The sequence below is a fragment of the Achromobacter sp. HZ34 genome, from assembly GCF_002209485.1.
Lineage (GTDB): Bacteria > Pseudomonadota > Gammaproteobacteria > Burkholderiales > Burkholderiaceae_B > Bordetella_C.
Genome location: NZ_NJIX01000004.1, coordinates 1 through 16,783, shown reverse-complemented (window position 1 = coordinate 16,783; position 16,783 = coordinate 1). Strand labels below are relative to the sequence as shown.

14 protein-coding genes and 3 tRNA genes are annotated in these 16,783 nt (G+C 61.7%); 15 read left to right on the top strand and 2 right to left on the bottom strand.

Annotated features, from left to right (window positions below):
* Positions 1 to 7: 7 nt before the first annotated feature.
* The 4 genes from CEY05_RS16690 to CEY05_RS16675 are packed head-to-tail and all read left to right on the top strand — an operon-like array spanning position 8 to position 3,994.
* Entirely contained in the window at positions 8 to 670 is a 663-nt protein-coding gene (locus tag CEY05_RS16690) for an SGNH/GDSL hydrolase family protein (protein ID WP_088596647.1), read from the top strand.
* Positions 671 to 723: 53 nt separating this feature from the next.
* Positions 724 to 1,398, top strand: a complete 675-nt coding sequence (locus CEY05_RS16685; RefSeq protein ID WP_088596646.1) for an alginate O-acetyltransferase AlgF — start codon at positions 724 to 726, stop codon at positions 1,396 to 1,398.
* A gap of 15 nt (positions 1,399 to 1,413) precedes the next feature.
* Entirely contained in the window at positions 1,414 to 2,835 is a 1,422-nt protein-coding gene (locus CEY05_RS16680; protein ID WP_088596645.1) for an MBOAT family protein, read from the top strand.
* A gap of 10 nt (positions 2,836 to 2,845) precedes the next feature.
* On the top strand, positions 2,846 to 3,994 hold the full coding sequence (locus CEY05_RS16675) for a cell division protein FtsQ (protein WP_088596644.1): 1,149 nt from the start codon (positions 2,846 to 2,848) through the stop codon (positions 3,992 to 3,994).
* A 353-nt stretch (positions 3,995 to 4,347) separates the two neighbouring features.
* On the opposite strand, the gene CEY05_RS16670 is transcribed toward CEY05_RS16675, so the two are convergent.
* Positions 4,348 to 4,620 carry a DUF4148 domain-containing protein gene (locus tag CEY05_RS16670; RefSeq protein ID WP_158219347.1) on the bottom strand — a complete coding sequence of 91 codons (273 nt, stop codon included), beginning with the start codon at positions 4,618 to 4,620 and terminating at the stop codon, positions 4,348 to 4,350.
* 1,605 nt (positions 4,621 to 6,225) lie between these two features.
* A complete protein-coding gene (locus CEY05_RS16665) occupies positions 6,226 to 7,392 on the bottom strand; it encodes a pyridoxal phosphate-dependent aminotransferase (protein ID WP_088596642.1) in 1,167 nt (388 codons plus the stop codon).
* Between the two features lie 283 nt (positions 7,393 to 7,675).
* On the opposite strand from CEY05_RS16665, the gene CEY05_RS16660 reads away from it, so the two are divergent.
* From CEY05_RS16660 to CEY05_RS16610, 11 genes are all read left to right on the top strand, one after another.
* On the top strand, positions 7,676 to 7,876 hold the full coding sequence (locus CEY05_RS16660) for a cold shock domain-containing protein (protein WP_088596641.1): 201 nt from the start codon (positions 7,676 to 7,678) through the stop codon (positions 7,874 to 7,876).
* A 1,751-nt stretch (positions 7,877 to 9,627) separates the two neighbouring features.
* Complete coding sequence (gene mnmG / locus CEY05_RS16655; RefSeq protein WP_088596640.1) at positions 9,628 to 11,544, top strand: tRNA uridine-5-carboxymethylaminomethyl(34) synthesis enzyme MnmG; 1,917 nt, start codon at positions 9,628 to 9,630, stop codon at positions 11,542 to 11,544.
* Complete coding sequence (rsmG, locus tag CEY05_RS16650) at positions 11,541 to 12,227, top strand: 16S rRNA (guanine(527)-N(7))-methyltransferase RsmG (protein WP_088596639.1); 687 nt, start codon at positions 11,541 to 11,543, stop codon at positions 12,225 to 12,227. Before mnmG ends, rsmG begins: the two co-directional genes overlap by 4 nt.
* On the top strand, positions 12,224 to 13,024 hold the full coding sequence (locus CEY05_RS16645; RefSeq protein ID WP_088596638.1) for a ParA family protein: 801 nt from the start codon (positions 12,224 to 12,226) through the stop codon (positions 13,022 to 13,024). Before rsmG ends, CEY05_RS16645 begins: the two co-directional genes overlap by 4 nt.
* A gap of 4 nt (positions 13,025 to 13,028) precedes the next feature.
* Positions 13,029 to 13,832, top strand: a complete 804-nt coding sequence (locus CEY05_RS16640) for a GNAT family N-acetyltransferase (protein WP_088596637.1) — start codon at positions 13,029 to 13,031, stop codon at positions 13,830 to 13,832.
* Positions 13,833 to 13,834: 2 nt separating this feature from the next.
* On the top strand, positions 13,835 to 14,755 hold the full coding sequence (locus CEY05_RS16635) for a ParB/RepB/Spo0J family partition protein (RefSeq protein ID WP_088596636.1): 921 nt from the start codon (positions 13,835 to 13,837) through the stop codon (positions 14,753 to 14,755).
* A 2-nt stretch (positions 14,756 to 14,757) separates the two neighbouring features.
* A complete protein-coding gene (locus CEY05_RS16630; protein WP_088597612.1) occupies positions 14,758 to 15,792 on the top strand; it encodes an asparaginase in 1,035 nt (344 codons plus the stop codon).
* A gap of 68 nt (positions 15,793 to 15,860) precedes the next feature.
* A tRNA-Tyr gene (locus CEY05_RS16625) sits at positions 15,861 to 15,947 on the top strand.
* A 284-nt stretch (positions 15,948 to 16,231) separates the two neighbouring features.
* A tRNA-Gly gene (locus tag CEY05_RS16620) sits at positions 16,232 to 16,305 on the top strand.
* 57 nt (positions 16,306 to 16,362) lie between these two features.
* Positions 16,363 to 16,437 (top strand) — tRNA-Thr (locus tag CEY05_RS16615).
* Between the two features lie 47 nt (positions 16,438 to 16,484).
* On the top strand, positions 16,485 to 16,783 hold a 299-nt coding region (locus tag CEY05_RS16610), incomplete at its 3' end, for a GTP-binding protein (protein WP_233161568.1).

Sequence of the window (16,783 nt, the reverse complement as noted above, 5' to 3'; positions counted from 1 at the left end):
TATCGTCATGCTGACTTCCCTTTTAGCTGGTCTGAGTATCCTTATCGTCGGCGATAGCCATCTGGCCGCCCCCGGCTATCTCATCACCACCCTGCAGGACGACCTCGTCAAGCAAGGCGCCCAGGTCCACACCATCGGCGTCTGCGGCAGCAATGCGGGCGACTGGACCAAGACCGTGACCGGCAGTTGCGGCGGCGCCGAGCGCGTCAATTCGGGCCAGGTTGTCCTGAAGGGCAAGGATGCGCATACGACGCCCATCACCGAGCTTATCGCCAAGGAAAAGCCCAATCTGGTGTTGGTCGTATTGGGTGACACCATGGCCGGGTACACCAATCAGTCCTTCCCGAAAACCTGGGTCTGGCAGCAGACCACGGAACTCACCAAGGCCATTTCTGGAACGGGTACCACCTGCGTGTGGATCGGTCCGAGCTGGGGCACCGAAGGCGGCAAGTATGGCAAGAACTTCCCGCGAGTGAAGCAGATGTCGGCGTTTCTTTCGACCAATGTCGCACCGTGCACGTACATCGATTCGACAACGTTCTCCACGCCTGGGCAATGGCCGACCACGGACGGCCAGCATTACACCAACGTCGGCTACAAGACCTGGGGGGATGCCATCGACAAGCAGCTCGGCGAACTTCCCGCCGTCAAGGCACTGCAGAAGAAGTGACGCACGGACCCGCGTGACAACCTGATGAACGACTGCCGACGAGACCACGACAGATGAAGCACCGCATTGAACGCACGCTTACCGCGCTGACCCTGCTGCTGTGCGCGCACGCCGCAGGCGCCGCCACTATCCAGCTCTACGAAACCGGACCGGCAGAAGACGCTTCATTCGTGCGCTTCGTCAATGGTGGTGCCGACGAGCTGGAAGTTTCGGCCAAAGGCTCGCAAGCTCGCATCAAACTGGATGCGCAACAGCCGGTCTCCGACTTCATGCCAGTGCGCGCCGGCACCACGATGCAGGGAACGCTGGAGTCTGGTGCCAACAAACAGACTGTGGACATATCCGTGCAGCCCGGCGAATTCGCTTCCGTCGTCGGCTTGCCCGCGAAGGAAGGCCTGCAGGCCGTCATCATGCGCGAGCAACCGGATGACTTCAACGCGCTGAAGGTATCCATCGGCTTCTACAACCTGGACACCGATTGCGCCGATGCAGGCCTGTTGGCCGCGGTGCGCAACGTGGCCATGTTCGAGCACGTCGCCAATGGCGCCGTGGCGCGACGCCAGGTAAACCCGGTACCGCTGTCCGTGATCGCTTCCTGCGCAAGCAAGCCGACAGGCACGGCAGTGGACCTGGGTACGCTACAGGCCGGTGAACGCCACACGATATTCCTGCTGCCATCGGCCAATGGCCCGCGTCTGCTGCACGCGGTAGACAAGACCGCGCGATAAGGTCGGCCTGCCACCATGGTCTTCGCGTCTCTTGAATTCCTGACGCTGTTCCTGCCGGCGTTCCTCGTGATCTATGCGTTGTCGCCGCAGCGCGCGCGCAATTTCGTCCTGCTGGTCGGCAGCTGGCTGTTCTACAGCTGGCTCAAGCCCATCTACCTGCTGCTGCTCGTCGCGGTGACCGTGGTGGCCTGGGGCGGCGGTCTGCTGATCGAGCAGTGCCGCGCCGGACGCGGACGCAAGTGGCTGCTGGTGCTGCTGCTGACGGCCAACGCCGGCGTGCTGTGCTGGTACAAGTACGCCAACATACTGGTCTCCACGTTCAACGACATCGCGGCCATGAGGGGCGCAATGGACGGCGCCATGACGCTGGCCTGGGAACGCGTGGCCTTGCCCGCGGGCTTGTCCTTCTTCGTGCTGCAGGCCGTGTCCTATCTGGTCGACGTCTATCGCCAGGACGTGCGCGCCGAACGCAACTTCATCGACTTCGCCGCATACAAAGCCATGTTCGGCCAGCTCATCGCGGGTCCCATCATCCGCTGGGCCTGGGTCGACAAGGAAATGGCCCATCGCACGATGGACTGGGAGAACTTCTGCCTGGGTGCGCGCCGCTTCATGGTCGGCATGAGCATGAAGGTATTGATCGCCGATACGCTGGCACCCGTGGTCGATGCCGCGTTCGCCTTGCATCAACCCTCACTGGCCGATGCATGGATAGGGTGCGGCGCCTATACCTTGCAGCTGTTCTTCGATTTCGCCGGCTATAGCGCGATGGCGATAGGCCTGGGCCTGATGATGGGCTTCCATCTGCCCGAGAACTTCAATCACCCCTATCTGGCGCGCAGCATCCAGGACTTCTGGCGCCGCTGGCACCTGTCGCTGTCCAGCTGGATCCGCGACTATCTCTACATCCCCATGGGCGGCAATCGCGGCGGGGTGTGGAAGACTTATCGCAACCTGCTGTTGACCATGGGCATCGCCGGCTTGTGGCATGGTGGCGAAAGCTGGAACTTCCTGTTGTGGGGCCTGGCGCATGGCGCCGCGCTGGCCGTGGCACGCGCCTGGAACAGCAACGGCCTGCCGGCCATCCCGGCATGGCTGTCGCGTGTCCTCACGTTGCTGTTCGTCATGCTGGCGTGGACCATCTTCCGCGCCACCAATTTCCACGCCGCACTGGCCATGTATGGCGGGCAATTCGGCCTGAATGGCGTGGGCCTGGGCGACGCCATGACGTACACGCTACGGCCCGCGCATTGGCTGGCCGCCGCACTGGGCGTACTGTGCGTGGTGTTGCCAGCGCTGCAGCCCTGGTGGTCGGCACGGCCGCCAACGCGCATGCGCGTCGTCTGGAGCGCCTTGTGGCCCGTCGCGGGCTTTCTGCTGGCCTACGCACTGATCGCCTCGCGTGGTGCCGTGCCTTTCCTGTACTTCCAGTTCTAAGGCGCACACGATGACGACTCGCCCCGAACAACCGCCCACGCTCAATCCCAACATGCTGAACCGGCGCACCGCGCGCCTTGCCGGCGTCGTGCTGGTCGCCTTCATGGCGGCCGGCGCGGCCAGCAACGCATGGTGGACCTGGACCGGCGATCACAGCTTCCTGCCTGACGATATATCGACCCATCGCATTCTGGATGGCGGCGTCACCCACGACATGTCGACCCGCCTGGCGGATATGGATTTCAGCAGCGAGGCGGCCAGGCTGCAGCGCGGGCTGGGCTGGCTGACCATCGGCGACCTCGGTGACCGCGTGCGGCGCGGCTGCCCTGGCTGGCTTTTCCTCGGCGATGAATTGCAGGTACACGCCAACGGCCAGGCCCACGAGCAGGCGCGCGCGGACATCGTGGCGCAGTTGCAGCAGTCCCTGGCCAAACGCGGCATCAAGCTGCTGGTGGCCGTGGTGCCGGACAAGAGCCGCATCGAAGCGCAGCGTCTGTGCGACCTGCATCGCTCCCCGGCATTCCAGGATCGCCTGTCGCATTGGGTGCAGACCCTGCAGGGGCGGGGCGTGCAGACCGTGGATCTGAGCGCCGCGCTGACGGGGCTGGGCCAGGACGCCTATTACCGTACAGACACGCACTGGACCGAGGCGGGTGCCGGCGCCGCGGCACGCGCGGTGGCGGAACGCATCAAGGGCACGGGCGTGCCTTTGCAGCCGCCGACAGGCTATCGCGTCACTGCATCCGCGCCGGCGCTGCGCCCGGGCGATCTGGTGCGCCTGGCGGGTGTCGATTGGCTGCCCGTCGGCCTGCAACCGCCTGGCGAGGTGATCGAGCAACATACCTGGACCACGCAAGCGCCGCCGGCATCCGCCGCCGGTAACAGCGCGGACGACCTGTTCGGCGACAGCGGCCTGCCCACGCTTGCACTCATCGGCACGTCGTATTCGCGCACTTCGTCGTTCGCGCCGCAGCTATCCCAGGCCCTGGGCGTGTCGGTAGGCAATTTCGCGCGCGATGGCGGCAAGTTCGGCGGTGCCGCGCAGACCTACTTCAAGAGTGCGGCCTGGAAGCAGACGCCGCCACGCCTGATCGTGTGGGAAATGAACGAACGCGACCTGCAAACACCGCTCGCGGCGGAAGACCAGGTCCGCTTCTAGAAGTAAAAGCGTTCCAGGTCGGTGCCGGTTTCAGGTCATGTGCCGCCGACACCAAAAAAACGGTGGAAGCGCATTGGCCTCTATGAAGGCGGCCAAGTTTTCCACTGTTATCACGGCGTTTCCCCCAGGCAATCCACAGCGTTTGCACAGGGTTGCCCACATGATTTCCCCTGGATTTGCGTATGTTTTCCCGGCGCTGTCCACAGCTTGCTCCCAGCCTGTGCCCAGGCTTATCCCCAAGGTTTTCCCCAAGAAAAAAAAGCCCCGCTGTTCGCGGGGCTTCGGCATTTCACGACGTTATCGAGTTCTCTTTCTGCGTCGTCCTTGCATGACTTCAGTGGCTTGCGCCGCGATCAGGCAAATTCGGTACGACCACTGTCATCGCCTTCGCTGACCTTCACGCCTTGTTGGAAGGCAGCGTTGTCGATGTCGCCGATCGTGCTCAGGCCATTGGCCTTGGCTTGTTCCAGTTCGGCCTGGACCTGGGCGCGGCTCACGCCTTGGTCGGCTTGGCCATAAGTGCCCTGGAAGGGGACGTTGTCGGAATCACCCCGGGGGGTGGCCGCTTGGGCGGCGCCGGCGATCATGGCCAGGGAAACAACAACTGCGCTAGCTAGGATTTTCATTTCAAACTCCAGTCCGGTTAGGTCGGTCCAGGGGGCGGTACCCACCGCGCGCCTGCTGAACCGTTTCTCTATGGACTGCATTGTGCGCCGCCTCTTACCTGGGATAAACCCTGGCTATCGGAAAAGATCTATCCAATAAAACGACTAATCGGCAGATAGATATGCCGATTGCGGTGGTCTACGGGCTGCCGCGCACGTGCAGCACGGGTCACTGCGGCGCAAAAGTGCTGTGGATAACGTCTAAGCAGGCGAGTTGTGCACACGCTGTGGAAGGAATCTGGACAAAACCCCTTTGCGATCGGGTCGCCGGAAGTTGCTCAACTTTTCCCCTGTCTAAAAACAGACTTGCTCCACATCCAAAAAGCCGCGCAAGTGGCTGAAAGAAAAGCAGTTTTCAAGGTTGAGGTAGTTATCCACAGACACCCATCATAATCAGTCTTTATATATAGAAGAAAAGATGTGAAAACATTTTTTCTCCTACTCCTACGCCGGCCCCCTCAAAAAAAGGTCTGTCGAAGACCTCGTCCTGCGGACCTTGCCTTGGTAATGCAGAGTCTGGGGACGCGTCTGCGTCGGAAGTCTGGCTGGCGTCCATTTCGGTTCAGCATAGCCAGCTACGCGTACACCTGTTTCCGGCAAACGCGACCGCGCGTGGATAACCCATAGTCTCCCGAAGACACCCGCCCTGGGCGTTCCTGGAAATCCTGCCGTTCTGCTCACTAACTGCGCGTTTTTCGCATTCCAGGGTGGCATCGCAGCCTCCTTATCCACAGCAAGCACGAAAATCGGGCCGCCAAGCGTTCAAAACCGGGGTTCCTTGAGCCAGGTACTGCCGCTTATCCACCGCGCGCGCTCAACGCGGCAGGATTGCTGTACGGCAAATCCGAGCAGGATAGAAATTTTCGTGGACAACTCAGGTGCGGCGCGGAGGCCGGACCCGGGCTGGCGGCCCTCGGGGCGTTTTTCTGCGCGGAAAGGGCTGATGTCCACAGGAAGAGGGATAGTTTGCAATCCAACCTTCCTGCCGGCCTGTGGATAAGCACTAAGGAGCGGGGTTGTGCACAGCGTGTGGACCGCACAGGTACAAATACCGTCTTCGATGGCGCCCACAAAAGTTGCTCAACTTTCGTGCACATCGCAAACAGAACTGCTACACACGCAAAAACCGCTGCAAGTTTTTGAAAATCCGGGTTTTTTCTGAGTTGATGCAGTTATCCACAGCCCTTATCCATCATTAGTCTTTATATATAGAAAAGATAGTTGAACAACTTAGGGAGTGGGAACAGCGGGGACAAACCGGCATGCCGACTTGATGCGAAGTCGTCATCGGATGGCCTGCTTATCCCGGGATATCCAGAGAGGGAAGGGCTCGGATGCCAGACCTTGCTGATTTCTTGAGCGAAGCCAGCCCCCAAAACGACAAGGGCAAGGCCTCTGGCCTTGCCCTGACGTTTTCCAGCCATCGATCGGCCCTGGGATGGGTCCCAGGCAGGAAAAAGCCCTCTTGAAGCGCCAGGAGCGCCTCAAGAGGGCTTGGGAGTGGGTTTATCCACAGACGATAGCCAATCTGGTGGCCGGCTGCGTACAACCGGCGTGCAGGCCGCGTCAGACCTGCTGCAGTTTCTCCAGGGCGGCATCCAGCGTTTCGTCTTTCTTCGCAAAGCAGAAACGGACCAGGCGGTGGTTGGACTCAGGCGCATCCGGACGCTGGTAGAACGCGGAGATGGGAATGACGGTCACCCCGTGGTCGACCGTCAGCCACCGGGCGAAATCCGCTTCGGGCAAATCCGACATGGCCGAATAGTCCGCCATCAGGAAGAACGTCCCCGGACTGGGCAGGGGTTTGAAGCGCGTCTTGGCCAAACCCTGGCTGAGCCGGTCGCGCTTGGCCTGGTAAAACGCCGGCAGGTCCAGGTAGGGCTGGGGATCGTTCATGAACTCCGCCAATGCGAACTGCATGGGCGAAGACACGGTGAACACCATGAACTGGTGCACTTTGCGCAGCTCCTGGCTCAGTTGGCGGGGGGCGCAGCAGTAACCGATCTTCCAGCCGGTGGTGTGATAGGTCTTGCCGAAGGAGGAGATGACGAACGCGTGTTCGGCCAGCAGCGGACGACGCGCCAGGCTGGCGTGCGGTTTCCCGTCGAACACGATGTGCTCATAGACCTCGTCGGACACCAGCAGGATGCCCGTGTCCCGCACGATCTGCTCCAGCGCATCCAGGTCGCTTTCGTCCAGGATGGCGCCCGTCGGATTGTGCGGAAAGTTCAGCATCAGCAGGCGGCTCTTCGGCGTGATGGCGTCACGCACACGCTGCCAGTCGATACGGTAGTAGGGATCGGCGGCGGTGGGCGCGCGCAGCGGTACCGGCACCGCGGTGGCGCCGGCCAGGCGAATGGAAGGCAGGTAGGAGTCGTAGCAGGGCTCGATGACGATCACTTCGTCGCCGGGGCCCACAGCGGCCAGGACCGTGGCCATCAGTGCTTCGGTGGCGCCGCTGGTCACCGTGATTTCCGTCTCGGGATCGTAGGCGTGGCCGTACAGGTCCTTGGTCTTGCGCGCAATGGCCTCGCGCAACGGGGCCACGCCGGGCATATACGGATACTGGTTATGGCCATCGGCCATGGCCTTGTCGACCAGCTTCAGCAGGCGGGGGTCAGGATTGAAATCCGGAAAACCCTGGCCCAGATTGACCGCCTTGTGTTCGATGGCCAGGCGGCTCATGACGGTGAAAATAGTGGTGCCGACGTCGGGCAACTTGGATCGGATCATTTTTAGTCGTCAGGGGGTGTGATGGGAGGTGGGGTGAAGTATCCCACCATTGGCTGGTGGGAAAAAAGCCACATAAGGGTAAACAGCACATTGTCCGCGCCAGGGGCGTCTGAGTATGCTCGATCGGCAGTGGTATTCATGCCGGGCGTCATTAGCTTTCCGCTACCTCGGCCCACCTGCGTCACGCGGCGTGGCTTCGGTGCAAGCATGGCCCCATGCGGTTGGTAAAACCATTTTTTGAATAACACCGCCTACCGTACTGTATCTATAAAGGAAGTGAGTCATGAAGGGCAAAGTGAAGTGGTTCAACGCTGACAAGGGCTATGGTTTCATCACGCCGGATGAGGGTGGCACGGAAGTGTTTGCCCATTTCTCGGCGATTCAAGGTCGCGGCTATCGCAGCTTGAACGAAGGCCAGGATGTCGAATTCGATGTGAAGGAAGGCCCGAAGGGGCCCCAAGCGGCGGAGATCCGTCCGCTATAAGCCGGGTAATCCGTTGCCCGCGCCGGTCGTAGAGCCGGCACCAACGCCCCGTGACTTTCCAGTCCGGGGCGTTTTGCTTTGCGGCGGGCTTTGTGACGGCGATGTGCATAACTATGTGAGTAACTGTGCGGTATCGCGGGACAAGTCGCGCTGAGGGGCGGTATCCAGGGGACGCTTTCCGGGTACTGGCTGGATATCCACATACGGAGTTATGCACAGGTTGAGCGCTATCCATTAGGCGCAGTCCGTCCCTGGGAAGGGTGCAAAAACGCGGGGTAGGGAGCGATCTTTATAGGCCTTTTTGTAAAACGGTGTCGTTTTATGCCCTGCAGTTGGTATTTTTCGCCCTGGGAGTGGCGACTGGAGAGGCGCGCGTCCCCTGTGCTCCACGAGGCCTTGTGGATGTTATTCACAAAACTATCCCCAGGCTTGTTGGCGTGGGTTGGGTTGTGCACAGCAACCAGTTCGCCCGTTGCGCAACCTGTGGATTACTTTTGCAGAATCACCCGCTTCCTTCGCTGCTCCGTCCGCTGTTGTGGACTTCTTTGCCGCATCAACGATTCGGAAAAGTCGCGGGCGGGAAGCGGGTTTCTTGAACGGGCCGTTCGCGGGATAGCCGCTATACGTGGACTATTACGCGGGTCATTGCTCGGCCTTCCAGTAGAAGGGCAGCAACGCATCCAAGGCTCAGCCATATGGGCTAGAGCTTTTACCCGTTCTGTTTCACGTGGAACATAAGGTGGATTCTTAACGGGTTCACTCAGTCAACCGTGGACCTGAGAAAGGGACGTCGGCCGCAGCCCTCCAGGCAAAGGGATATCGCAGCGGGTGTTCCACGTGGAACATTCTCACTTCAGGTAGACGGAGCTTAGGCCAAGTATCAGTAAGTGTATGGGGTTAGGCACAGACACACGCAGGTATAGGCGAACGCATGGGCACAGTCGCAGACACAGGCACAGGCGGACGCATAGGCATCGACGCCGGCATAGGCATTACCTGGTGGCGGCGCAGAGGCCTACCAAGGCAAGATCCGTTAGATCCTGGGTCGCATCGTGGGGTCCACAGCGCGTTAAAGGCACTGCCAGATTCTTGTAAGCCGGCAGCAAATCGTTCAATGTTTCACGTGGAACATCCGGGCGAAGTCTGATTGCGCGCGTTCGCGGCCCGTCCCCGTCTGCCTGAAGCAACAACACTCGTTCCCCGTACTTAAAAGCGGTAACCAGACTTGGCTCCCCGGCACTCGACCGGCTACACTCTGTAGCTCGCTGGAGACAGGTGCAGAGGGCTACGCTCGACAACCGTGGTGCCAGCCCTTGGGTAGTGAGTAGGGCGCAAAGCCCGTCCAATGTTCCACGTGAAACATTGGCATTGTGGCGACGTACCACTCACAACTTGAGTCGTTGCCGACTGCCGCAGCACATTGGAATCCCAACCCTTCGATCCAGAACGGTCACCGCACACCGGAGGGCACACTGCACGACGGTGCCTCGCTCGCAGAGGGTTCTACGCGTGCGGGCAGCTGATCGTCATGGCGCTAGCGCTTGTTGTCTGCAAGGGGGCAGGGCAGTGAGTCACGAGCATCAGTCATAGGGCGGTAGTTACGGGATAGAAGTCACAGGACAGAGGTCGATACAGGGCAGACCATATGGCCTAGACCCTTCCGCCTCCACCCACTGTTTCACGTGAAACATAGCAAGGCCCTGGCAGCGAATTTATAATCCCCACCTACAGCTCTTTATCTGATTTGCAAAATGGATTATCCGCGTGAGTTTGACGTGATCGTGGTAGGCGGTGGCCATGCCGGAACGGAGGCCGCTCTGGCATCCGCTCGTGCTGGCGCCAAGACCTTGCTGCTCACCCACAATATCGAAACCTTGGGACAGATGTCCTGCAATCCCTCGATCGGCGGGATCGGCAAGGGCCACCTGGTCAAGGAGATCGATGCCCTGGGCGGCGCGATGGCGATCGCCACTGACGAAGCGGGCATCCAGTTTCGTACCCTCAACGGCTCCAAGGGCCCGGCCGTACGGGCAACCCGTGCCCAGGCCGACCGGGTGCTGTATCGCAAAGCCATCCGTACCCGTCTGGAGAACCAGCCCAACCTATGGCTTTTCCAACAGGCCGTGGACGACCTGATGGTAGAAGGCGACCGCGTGGTCGGCGCTGTCACCCAGATCGGGCTCAAGTTCCTGGCCCGCAAGGTAGTGCTGACCGCCGGCACATTTCTCAACGGCCTGATCCACGTGGGCCTGCAAAACTATTCGGCCGGACGTGCCGGCGATCCGCCGGCGATATCCCTGGGCCAGCGCCTGAAGGAATTGAAGCTGCCGCAAGGACGCCTGAAGACGGGAACGCCGCCTCGCATCGACGGCCGCAGCATCGACTACAGCGTATTGGAAGAACAGCCCGGCGACCTCGATCCCATCCCCGTGTTCTCCTTCATGGGTTCGGTGGCCATGCACCCGCGGCAACTGCCGTGCTGGATCACCCATACCAACAGCCGTACCCACGACATCATCCGCGCCGGCCTCGATCGCTCGCCGATGTACAGCGGTGTCATCGAAGGGGTAGGGCCGCGCTACTGTCCTTCCATCGAAGACAAGATCCATCGTTTCGCCGACAAGTCAGCCCATCAGGTCTTCCTCGAACCCGAAGGCCTGGACACGCACGAGGTCTATCCCAACGGGGTATCGACCAGCCTGCCTTTCGACGTCCAGCTGGATCTGATCCACTCCTTACCCGGCCTGTCCAACGCCCACATTCTTCGCCCCGGTTACGCCATCGAGTACGACTACTTCGATCCACGTGGATTGAAGTCGACGCTGGAAACGCGTGCCATTTCCGGCCTGTACTTCGCTGGCCAGATCAATGGCACCACCGGCTATGAAGAGGCGGGCGCCCAAGGCCTGCTGGCTGGCGTCAACGCCGCGCTTGCGGCCTTGGACAAGGAATCCTGGACGCCGCGCCGAGACGAGGCTTATCTGGGGGTCCTCGCGGATGACCTGATCACACGCGGCGTTACCGAGCCGTATCGCATGTTCACTTCGCGTGCGGAATATCGGCTCACCCTGCGTGAAGACAACGCGGATCTGCGCCTTACCGAAATAGGGCGGCGCCTGGGCCTGGTGGACGATGCGCGTTGGGAGGCTTTCAATCGCAAACGCGATGCGGTGGAAACGGAAATCCAGCGTTTGCGTTCCACCTGGGTGAATCCCCGCATTTTTCCCGCGGAGGTCGCAACGCCCCTGCTGGGCCAGGCAATTGAACGTGAGTACTCACTCTCGGATCTGCTGAAGCGGCCGGGTTTGTCATACCGCCAATTGATGGATGCGCAGAACGTCGACGGCAGCCTGCTGGCAGGCCCGGGCGTGACTGACGGGGAAGTGGCTCAACAGATCGAGATCCAGCTGAAGTACGCAGGCTATATCGCGCGCCAGCAGGACGAAGTGCAGAAGCACTTGAACCACGAGCAGCAGCCCATCCCCGCGGACATCGATTACGACGCTGTCACCAGCCTGTCCTTCGAAGTGCGGCAGAAGCTCAAGACCCACCGTCCCGAAAACATAGGCCAGGCAGCGCGCATTTCCGGCGTGACCCCGGCGGCGATATCCCTGCTATTGATCCATCTGAAGCGCCTGCATTACGGCTCGCGCAAACACGCCGCATGAGCCCCACCCGGATTTCATCGAACGATCCGGCGGCGCGCGTGCGTGCCTGCTGCGCCGCCCTGCAGCTGGCCGTGAGCGATCGCCAGGTGGAGCAGCTGCTCGCCTATCTGGCGCAGCTGCAGCGCTGGAATCGCACCTACAACCTGACGGCGCTGCGCGATCCGGAGCAGATGCTGGTGCACCACGTCTTCGATAGCCTGGCCGTGGTAGCGCCTCTGGACGGTGCCATGCCGGCCGCCGGCAAGCTGTATGACATCGGCGCGGGCGCGGGCCTGCCCGGCGTCATCCTGGCCATCATGCGGCCCGCCTGGCGCATCAGCTGCGTCGACGCGGTGGAAAAGAAAACCGCCTTCATCCGCCAGATGACAGGCGTGCTCGGCTTGTCCAATCTGCAAGCCCTGCATGCGCGCGTGGAACAGTTGGAGCCGGCCGACTGTGACGTGGTCACGTCGCGCGCGTTTGCCTCGCTGTGCGACTTTGCCGATCTGGCCGGACGCCACGTGGCCGACGATGGTACCCTCGTCGCCTTGAAGGGTAAGACGCCCGACGAGGAAATCGACGAGCTGCAGTTGCAAGGTGCATGGCGCATCGAAAACATCCAGCCCATCTCGGTGCCGGAACTCGATGCACAGCGCTGCCTTATCTGGATGCGCCGCGCGAGCGGCAGCCTAGGAAACCCATGAGCACTACTCCCCCCAACAGCACCGCACGCGTATTCTGCATCGCCAATCAGAAGGGCGGTGTCGGCAAGACCACTACCGCCATCAACCTGGCTGCCGGCCTTGCCACATACGGCAAGCGCGTCTTGCTGGTCGACCTCGATCCGCAGGGGAATGCGACCATGGGTAGCGGCATCGACAAGAGCTCGCTCGAATCCAACCTTTATCAAGTGTTGATCGGCGACACTACCATCGCCGATGCGCGCGTGCGTTCGGAAGTGGGCGGTTATGACGTGCTGCCGGCCAACCGCGAACTGGCGGGCGCGGAAATCGACCTGGTGCAGATGGACGAGCGCGAGCGCCAGTTGCGCGCCGCGCTGGGCACGGTCGCCGATGACTACGATTTCGTTCTCATCGATTGCCCGCCCACGCTGTCCTTGCTGACGCTCAACGGGCTGGCCGCGGCGCATGGCGTCATCATTCCGATGCAGTGCGAATACTTCGCGCTGGAAGGGCTGTCGGACCTCGTCAACACCATCAAGCGCGTACATCGCAACATCAATCCCGAGCTGCGTGTCATCGGCTTGTTGCGCGTGATGTTCGATCCGCGCATGACCCTGCAGCAGCAGGTTTCGGCGCAGCTTGAAGCGCACTTCGGCGACAAGGTCTTCACCACCATCGTGCCGCGCAACGTCCGGCTGGCCGAAGCGCCCAGCCATGGATTGCCAGGCGTGGTCTATGACCGTAATTCACGCGGCGCGCAGGCCTACATCTCGTTTGGCGCGGAGATGATAGAACGCGTCAAAACCGTTACCACTTGAACCTATGCAAACGATCGATACCGATATGGCCGTGGCCACTCGCGATCCGCTCAGTGCGCGCATGGAAGAAGCCGCGCTGAATGCGACCGTGGTGCGCGAACAGATGCTCTACGACGGTTGGCTGCTGCGCTGGGCCAATGCCAAGGCGCGCCGCGCGCGCAGCATCAATCCGATTGCCGCGCCGCTGCTCGATATCGATGAAAAGCTGGCGTTCTGCCGCGCGCATTATCAGCGCGTTGGACGTCCCCTGATTTTTCGGCTCAACTCGGCCTGCGTGGATCCCACGTTGGACGCCACCCTGGAACAGCGCGGCTTCGAACGCATCGATGAGACGCTGGTCATGGGTGTCGAACTGCCGACGGTGGCGCCTTCCGCCACACCGTTGCTGCATTACGAGATCGGCTCGCCCGATCTGTTCGCGTCCGTCACCGGCAAGCTGCGTGATTATGGCGAGGAGCATGTACGGGAGCATCAGCAGCGCATCACCGACATCGCCGTTCCCAACGCGCGAGTCATCGCGCGCGATGGCGCAGGCCGCATCGTCGGCGCCGGTCTCGCGGTCATGGATGCAGGCGTCGTAGGCGTGTTCGACGTCGTCGTCATTCCCGAGGCGCGCCGGCGCGGTTACGGCCGCGCCCTGGTGGAACATCTGCTGGCACAAGGCCGTGCGCATGGCGCGCGCCACGCGTATCTGCAGGTGGAGAGCGGGAACGATGGCGCGCGCAAGTTGTACGGCGTGATGGGCTTCGCCGAGCGCTACCGATACTGGTATCGCGCGCCCCAAGATAAACAGCCTGGCAAGGATTGAATATGGCGACGAAAAAACCTAAAGGATTGGGGCGCGGGCTCGATGCCTTATTGGGCGCCGATGCGCCGGCCATCGAAACCTTCAGCAAGAAGACCGCCAAGGAAGAAGAGGGTCCGCCATCGGTCCTGCCGGTCACGCGCATGCGTGCGGGCAAGTACCAGCCGCGTACCCGCATGGATGAAGGTGCACTGACCGAGCTGGCGGATTCGATCCGCACGCAAGGCATCATGCAACCTATCCTGGTGCGCTCGTTGCCGGACTTGCCGGGCGAGTATGAAATCATCGCCGGCGAACGGCGCTTCCGCGCCGCGCAACTGGCCGGCCTGAAGGAAGTCCCCGTTCTCGTACGCGACGTGGCCGACGAACACGCCGCGGTCATGGCGCTGATCGAGAACATCCAGCGCGAAGATCTCAATCCGCTGGAAGAAGCGCACGGCGTGCGGCGCTTGCTGGATGAGTTCGGCCTGACGCATGAACAGGCCGCGCAAGCGATCGGACGTTCGCGCTCGGCCACCAGTAATCTGCTGCGCCTGCTCAACCTTGCGACGCCGGTGCAGACCATGTTGCTGGCCGGCGACGTCGACATGGGCCACGCGCGCGCCTTGCTGGCTGTCGATGCCGCGACGCAGATCCAGCTGGCCAATCTGATCGTCGCCAAGCGTTTGTCGGTGCGCGAGGCCGAAAAGCTGGTTACCGCGGCGGGCATGGCGGCGGAGCCTGCCGAGCGCAAGAAGAAGAAGACCGGCGCTTCGCGCGATGTCACCCGCATGGAAGAAGCCCTGTCCGATTTTCTCGGCACGCGCGTTGCGCTGAAGGTCGGCGCGCGCGAGCGCGGCCAGATCGTCATCGATTTCCATGGCTGGGAACATCTGAATGCGCTGCTGGAAAAGCAGGGCTTGTCCGGCGTCCTCGACGAGGCTTGAACATGCATGACACGTCCGCTGCGTCCGCTTCGGTGCAAGCCAAGAGCGCGTCCTTGCCCCTGGTCGCCGTGCTGGCCACGGGCGGCACGATTGCCGGCGTACAAGCCAGCGTGACGTCTTCGTCCTATGTAGCCGGCAGCATCACTGTCGAGCAGCTCATGGCCTCCGTGCCCCAGCTGGCCGGCCTGGCGCGCCTGCGCAGCGAGCAGATCGCCAATGTCGGCAGCCAGAACATGACCCATGCGGTCTGGCAGGCGCTGGCGTCACACATATGCGCGCTGGAAGCGGATACGGACGTGCAGGGCGTCGTCGTCACGCACGGCACCGATACGCTGGAAGAGACGGCGTGGTTTCTAAGCCTGACCGTACCCGCGCGCAAGCCGCTGGTGCTGGTGGGCGCCATGCGGCCCGCGACAGCCTTGAGTGCCGACGGCCCCGCCAACCTGTATGCGGCGGTGGCGTTGGCGCGCCATGCCTCGGCCAAGGCGCGCGGTCCCCTGGTGATGATGAACGGTGACATCCACACCGCGCGGGAAGTGCAGAAGGTCGCCGCCAGCGGCATCAACGCTTTCGCGTCGCCCAACGGCGGCCGTATCGGCGTGATGGTGGGGGTGGAGCCCTTGTTCCACGGCCATGTGCAAGCGGCATCCGAACACTTCGACCTGGCGGCGCTGGGGCCCGTGGCGCAGTGGCCGCGCGTGGCTGTCGTGTACGCCCATGCGGATCTGCAGGCGGACGTCATCGATGCGCTGGCGACCTTGTACGACGGCCTGGTGCTGGCGGGCGTGGGTGACGGCAACGCCACGGATGCCGCGCTGGACGCGTTGAAGCGCGCGAGCGCGAAGGGCGTGGCGGTGGTGCGCGCCAGCCGTACCGGCAGCGGCTACGTCGGCCGTGGCGCGGAGATCGACGATGGCGCTGCGGGTTTCGTCGCCGCGGGTGAACTGTCCGCGCAGAAATCCCGCGTGCTGTTGATGCTGGCGTTGACGCGCACGCGCGACCCCGAGCGCCTGCAGGAAATCTTCGACAGACGCTGAATTCAAAAAAACTCCTCCGCATCGTTTGACAAGCAAAACAAACATCTCCATAATCTCGAATTCTCTGCGGAGGGGTGCCCGAGTGGTTAAAGGGGGCAGACTGTAAATCTGTTGGCCTTGCGCCTACATTGGTTCGAATCCAATCCCCTCCACCAAGATTCTTCAGCGGCAGGCGAAAGCGTGTCGTAGCAGTTGGCGGTAGCCAAGCAGAAGTCGATGGCCGAATCCAGGCGCGGTTTGCCTGGATTTGCAATGTCTGGAGTATGCTTCGCGGCCGTGCAGGCAATTGCGGGATGTTGTGGCAGAGAAGAAGCAGTGAATGTTGTTGTGGCGGAAAGCCAGACCGTCGTGTGGCGGCAAACGTAGTCCAGCGGTACAGGCAGCAAGCAGGTGTTTGGCAGTGAGTAGTACCAGTCGTCGCAGTGCGAGCTGAAGGTAAGCGGGTGTAGCTCAATGGTAGAGCAGAAGCCTTCCAAGCTTATGACGAGGGTTCGATTCCCTTCACCCGCTCCAGCACACTGCAGGACGCGTAGTGAAAGTAGTACCACCGCAGTGAAGAAGTTTTTCCCTGCCCATGTGGCTCAGTGGTAGAGCACTCCCTTGGTAAGGGAGAGGTCACGCGTTCGATCCGCGTCATGGGCACCAATTTTTGTGTCATCTCTTAGTTCGCACATCCAGGTCAGGAGTCAGCCATGGCAAAAGGCAAGTTTGAACGTACCAAGCCCCACGTCAACGTGGGTACGATCGGTCACGTTGATCACGGCAAAACCACGCTGACGGCAGCGATCACCACCGTTCTGTCGAAGAAGTTCGGCGGCGAAGCCAAGGCTTACGACCAGATCGATGCAGCGCCTGAAGAGAAGGCACGCGGTATCACCATCAACACCGCCCACGTCGAGTACGAAACGGAAGCGCGCCACTATGCGCACGTTGACTGCCCGGGCCACGCTGACTATGTGAAGAACATGATCACGGGCGCCGCGCAGATGGA

Bases quoted from the DNA above. Each gene is read 5' to 3' on its own strand.
- CEY05_RS16690 (WP_088596647.1), top strand. From the start codon at position 8: ATGCTGACTTCCCTTTTAGCTGGTCTGAGTATCCTTATCGTCGGCGAT.
- CEY05_RS16645 (WP_088596638.1), top strand. From the start codon at position 12,224: ATGAGCACTACTCCCCCCAACAGCACCGCACGCGTATTCTGCATCGCC.
- CEY05_RS16665 (WP_088596642.1), bottom strand. From the start codon at position 7,392: ATGATCCGATCCAAGTTGCCCGACGTCGGCACCACTATTTTCACCGTC.
- CEY05_RS16680 (WP_088596645.1), top strand. From the start codon at position 1,414: ATGGTCTTCGCGTCTCTTGAATTCCTGACGCTGTTCCTGCCGGCGTTC.
- CEY05_RS16635 (WP_088596636.1), top strand. From the start codon at position 13,835: ATGGCGACGAAAAAACCTAAAGGATTGGGGCGCGGGCTCGATGCCTTA.
- CEY05_RS16640 (WP_088596637.1), top strand. From the start codon at position 13,029: ATGCAAACGATCGATACCGATATGGCCGTGGCCACTCGCGATCCGCTC.
- CEY05_RS16675 (WP_088596644.1), top strand. From the start codon at position 2,846: ATGACGACTCGCCCCGAACAACCGCCCACGCTCAATCCCAACATGCTG.
- CEY05_RS16670 (WP_158219347.1), bottom strand. From the start codon at position 4,620: ATGAAAATCCTAGCTAGCGCAGTTGTTGTTTCCCTGGCCATGATCGCC.
- CEY05_RS16660 (WP_088596641.1), top strand. From the start codon at position 7,676: ATGAAGGGCAAAGTGAAGTGGTTCAACGCTGACAAGGGCTATGGTTTC.
- rsmG (WP_088596639.1), top strand. From the start codon at position 11,541: ATGAGCCCCACCCGGATTTCATCGAACGATCCGGCGGCGCGCGTGCGT.
- mnmG (WP_088596640.1), top strand. From the start codon at position 9,628: ATGGATTATCCGCGTGAGTTTGACGTGATCGTGGTAGGCGGTGGCCAT.
- CEY05_RS16685 (WP_088596646.1), top strand. From the start codon at position 724: ATGAAGCACCGCATTGAACGCACGCTTACCGCGCTGACCCTGCTGCTG.
- CEY05_RS16630 (WP_088597612.1), top strand. From the start codon at position 14,758: ATGCATGACACGTCCGCTGCGTCCGCTTCGGTGCAAGCCAAGAGCGCG.